Annotated in this window: 5 protein-coding genes and 1 pseudogene; 3 read left to right on the top strand and 3 right to left on the bottom strand. The window is 44.5% G+C overall.

Annotated elements, in window-relative coordinates:
* The coding region (locus ACEW8S_RS11510; protein ID WP_373518295.1) for an NAD-dependent epimerase/dehydratase family protein at positions 1–957 on the bottom strand (957 nt) is incomplete at its 3' end.
* A 70-nt stretch (positions 958–1,027) separates the two neighbouring features.
* On the opposite strand from ACEW8S_RS11510, the gene tyrS reads away from it, so the two are divergent.
* From tyrS to ACEW8S_RS11495, 3 genes are all read left to right on the top strand, one after another.
* The gene (gene tyrS, locus ACEW8S_RS11505) at positions 1,028–2,344 is read left to right on the top strand and encodes a tyrosine--tRNA ligase (protein ID WP_373518294.1); all 1,317 of its coding nucleotides are present in this window, start codon (positions 1,028–1,030) and stop codon (positions 2,342–2,344) included.
* A 57-nt stretch (positions 2,345–2,401) separates the two neighbouring features.
* On the top strand, positions 2,402–2,911 hold the full coding sequence (locus tag ACEW8S_RS11500; protein WP_373518293.1) for a hypothetical protein: 510 nt from the start codon (positions 2,402–2,404) through the stop codon (positions 2,909–2,911).
* 127 nt (positions 2,912–3,038) lie between these two features.
* Positions 3,039–3,566: a hypothetical protein gene (locus ACEW8S_RS11495; RefSeq protein ID WP_373518292.1), complete on the top strand. Its 528-nt coding sequence runs from the start codon at positions 3,039–3,041 to the stop codon at positions 3,564–3,566.
* A gap of 17 nt (positions 3,567–3,583) precedes the next feature.
* Here the strand turns inward: ACEW8S_RS11495 and ACEW8S_RS11490 are convergent, their stop codons facing one another.
* Together ACEW8S_RS11490 and ACEW8S_RS11485 are read right to left on the bottom strand one after the other, a co-directional pair.
* Entirely contained in the window at positions 3,584–3,724 is a 141-nt protein-coding gene (locus ACEW8S_RS11490; protein ID WP_373518291.1) for a hypothetical protein, read from the bottom strand.
* A pseudogene (locus tag ACEW8S_RS11485) lies at positions 3,721–3,967 on the bottom strand (serine/threonine protein phosphatase); the annotation flags it as partial. The pseudogene ACEW8S_RS11485 and the gene ACEW8S_RS11490, both read right to left, overlap by 4 nt.

The following is a 3,967-nucleotide window of genomic DNA, read 5'->3' as shown; positions in this document are numbered from 1 at the left end:
CAACGAACGGAATTCAAAACCCAGCGCATCCTTTATTTTCCGGTTGTCAAAAATCTGTCGGTTTTTTAAAGATCGAATATGGCTTTTGGTAATGCTTCTGCCGCTCCTGCAAAACAGATTCTTCATGCCATCGAACCATCTGCCGATTTCCAGGTGCCAAAATTTCAACTGCTTAGTTGGTCGATTTACGCCCAGTTGTCGGGTTGTTTCGCCGAGTATCTTTTGGTAGGTCCAATTTTCAGCGACTGCTATGTAGCGTTCGTTTTTGATGGGCGATTCCATAAGTCCGATCATTGTGGCTAACACGTCATGCACCGAAGTAAAGCCTGTTCCACCCGGTGGGTAGTACCCGTATGTTTTTCGGGCGGTCGTAAAAAGCGTGCCACTACCGCTGTCCCAAAATCCCGGGCCTACGATTACTCCGGGGTTGACCATGACCACGGATAGCCCTTCTTGCGACCCGCGCCAGACTTCCATTTCGGCGGCGTGTTTGCTGAGTCCGTATACATTGGCTTCTAGGGGCGTCCACGGGGTTTCTTCGTTCGCGTTGCTGCCATCGATACTCCTGCCGATAGCCCCAATGGTGCTGGCATGGCACAATTTCTGTACGTTGTTGGCGATACAGAGGTTTACGATGTTCGCCGTACCCTCGGTGTTTATTTTTTGCAGTTTTTTGTAATCTCCGGGATCGAACGAGATCAAGGCTTCGGCATGGTACACATGGGTGATATTCAGGAAAGCAAGTTCAAGGGCTGGAATATCATTGATATCGGTTACGATCCATTGTATAGAATTGAAAAGTTCCGTGGCATCCTTCCTATAGTAACCAAAGACTTTTTCCACTCTTTTGAGGTCGCTTTTTTTTCTGTGGATGGCCCTCACCGAATGGCCCCCTTCCACTAATTTTAGCAAAAGATGTGAACCTAACAAACCTGTACCGCCGGTTACCAATATCATGTTTCAAAGTTAGGGAATAGAACAGTAGAAATTTCGGATATTTGCGGCCTAATCCAAGAACTAAAGCCAAATGCCTTCAAACTTTATAGAAGAACTGACATGGAGGGGTATGCTGCACGACGTCATGCCCGGAACCGAAGTACACCTGTTGGAAGAAATGCGGTCGGCCTATGTGGGTATCGACCCGACCGCCGATTCGCTTCATATCGGTCATTTGGTCGGTGTAATGATGCTTCGCCATTTTCAATTGGCCGGACACAAACCTTACGCCTTGATCGGGGGTGCTACGGGCATGATCGGTGATCCTTCTGGAAAATCCGCAGAACGCAATCTTTTGGATGAACCCACGCTACGCCATAACCAACAGGCATTGAAGGAACAATTATCCCGCTTTCTGGATTTTGACAGTACCGCCGCCAATAGCTCCGAAAAGACCGCCAACAACGCAGTACTGGTCAATAATTACGATTGGATGAAAGAATTTTTGTTCTTGGATTTTATTCGCGACGTGGGCAAACATATTACCGTAAACTATATGATGGCCAAGGATTCGGTCAAAAAACGCCTTACCTCCGAAGCTAAAGAAGGGATGTCGTTCACCGAATTCACCTATCAAATGGTGCAGGGCTATGATTTTCTGCATCTCTATCTAAATCATAACTGTTCCTTGCAATTGGGCGGTAGCGACCAATGGGGAAACATAACGACGGGTACTGAAATGATCCGCCGTATCGGTAATGGCAAAGGGTATGCCCTGACCTGCCCATTGATCACCAAGGCCGATGGCACCAAATTCGGAAAGACCGAAGGCGGCAATATTTGGTTGGATGCCGAACGAACATCCCCCTACCGGTTCTACCAGTACTGGCTGAACGTTTCCGATGAAGATGCCGAGAAATACATCAAGATATTTACGTTTCTTTCTAGGGAAGAAATCGACAAGTTGATAGGCGAACATCAAGAAGCGCCGCATGTGCGGATTCTACAAAAAAGATTGGCAGGGGAAATTACCGTCATGGTACATTCCCAAGAGGATTTCGACAATGCCCTAAAGGCCAGCAACATCCTTTTTGGAAAATCCACATCCGAAGACCTGAAAAAACTGGACGAAAAGACGTTTCTCGATGTGTTTGACGGGGTGCCGCAGGCGGAAATATTAAGATCCGAATTTGAAAACGGACTCGATATGATCGGTGCCCTGGCCGACAAGACGGGCTTTTTGGCCTCCAACAGTGAGGCGCGAAGGGAACTGAAGCAGAATTCAATCTCGGTCAATAAGGAAAAAGTCGCGACGGATTACGTAATAACCAGTTCGGACTTGATCAATGATAAATTTGTGCTGCTGCAGCGGGGGAAGAAGAATTATTTTGTGTTAAAAGTCCTCTAGCACGCAACCTTCTCATGTTTTTGCATCTTATTATTAGAATTCAAAACATTTGGTTCTATGAAAAAACTTTCTTTTCTTATGATTGCATTTATCCTGATGCTTTTAAACATTAGTTGTTCAAAAGAGGATGATTTTGTGGCTAACGAAAATTTGGTAGGAGTTTGGTATCAGGTGACGGATTCTAACGATTCTGATCGTTCATATACGACTGAATGGAGTTTTGGCGAGAGTGGCATACTGGAAATCGTCTCCAAGGAATCCGTTACAAGTACTAACGAATTTCTGGGCTATACTTCTCTTTCTAAGGGGCGATATACCTTTAATGATAGCATTTTTGATGCGGAGAATATGTTAGGTTATTCATATCAATTTGATGGTGAAATCTATTTTGATGATGCCGATTATTATCCTGATAAGGAATCCTTTATCAACCGAAAGGGCATGGCTCAGAAGTTCAATAAGGCTTCGATTTCCTTTGCAGAAGGGAATAAGGAATTAGTTATGACCTTTTTAGAATGCAATGACACTGGAAATTGTATAGGTTCTTTAACTTTGACCAGAAAGTAATCTTAGACCATTGCTACGTATGTATACTAGGATTTCCGGCCCCTAAACTCTCTTTTCGCGATCAACTTCAAATATATCAGGTTTATAAACGTTAGTGAACTACATACTAATTCCAAAACCTTCACTAATGCGTAATTTCATCCTAATTTTAACCATCCTTGTTACAATAAGCAGCTGCGACAAGGTAGATGAGCTGACCAAGTTCGATCTGGAGTACAACAGCAAGGTTGTCGTTCCTGGCGCGACAGGTATCAATTTACCTTTTAATATGGTAACGCCCGACATGGAGACGAACTCCGAGTCCCAGTTCGAGGTGAACGATACCCGAAAAGACCTGATCGAAGAAATTAAATTGACCAAACTACAAATGGTGATCACTTCGCCGACCGATGCGGACTTCAGTTTTTTGAATTCCGTCGAAGTCTTTATCTCCGCAGAAGGACTTGATGAAATCAAGATTGCCGAAAAAGATGTCGATGAAAACGTGGGGAGTACCTTGGATGTCGACGTTTTGGATATCGATTTAAAGGAATACATCAAAAAAGACGAGTTCAATCTACGCTTGAACACGGTAACCGACGAAGTGATCAACGATGATCATGAAATCGACGTAAACTCCACCTTCTTTGTGGATGCGAAGATATTGGGGATATAGAACTTGTGGTTATGGTTTCATTCCCCTAAGTCCGTAATCTTCTTTTCATACAATTTCTTGCTTTCTACGACAGCGACATTCAGCTCTTGCATGATGCCGTCGACACGTCCCTCGATGCTTTTCATCTGGTCTTTGATAGTGTAGAATTTAGATTTCACTTCGCCTTCTGATAGTCCAACAACTTCTGCGGCCCTTCCAACAAAACGCGGACCACTCGAAGCGTGCCGTCTTCCGTCGTATCGATTTGCCACTTGATCAACGAAATTTTTCCCTCTTCGATTTCGATGCCCGTTATACTTCGGGGATGTACGCAACTTCCATCATTAAAAAAGGGAATATCACCCGGTTCGGGAAAACGGGGACGGTGCGTATGGCCGGTGACCATTATCAACTCGTCATTT

The sequence above is a fragment of the Pricia sp. genome (assembly GCF_041745955.1).
In the GTDB taxonomy this organism is placed as follows: domain Bacteria; phylum Bacteroidota; class Bacteroidia; order Flavobacteriales; family Flavobacteriaceae; genus Pricia.
The sequence above is the reverse complement of the archived record's forward strand: the minus strand, read 5'-3'. Positions and strand labels throughout refer to the sequence as shown.

What these genes read in the sequence shown, in the direction of transcription:
- tyrS (WP_373518294.1), top strand. Translation starts at nt 1,028, where the DNA reads ATGCCTTCAAACTTTATAGAAGAACTGACATGGAGGGGTATGCTGCAC.
- ACEW8S_RS11500 (WP_373518293.1), top strand. Translation starts at nt 2,402, where the DNA reads ATGAAAAAACTTTCTTTTCTTATGATTGCATTTATCCTGATGCTTTTA.
- ACEW8S_RS11495 (WP_373518292.1), top strand. Translation starts at nt 3,039, where the DNA reads ATGCGTAATTTCATCCTAATTTTAACCATCCTTGTTACAATAAGCAGC.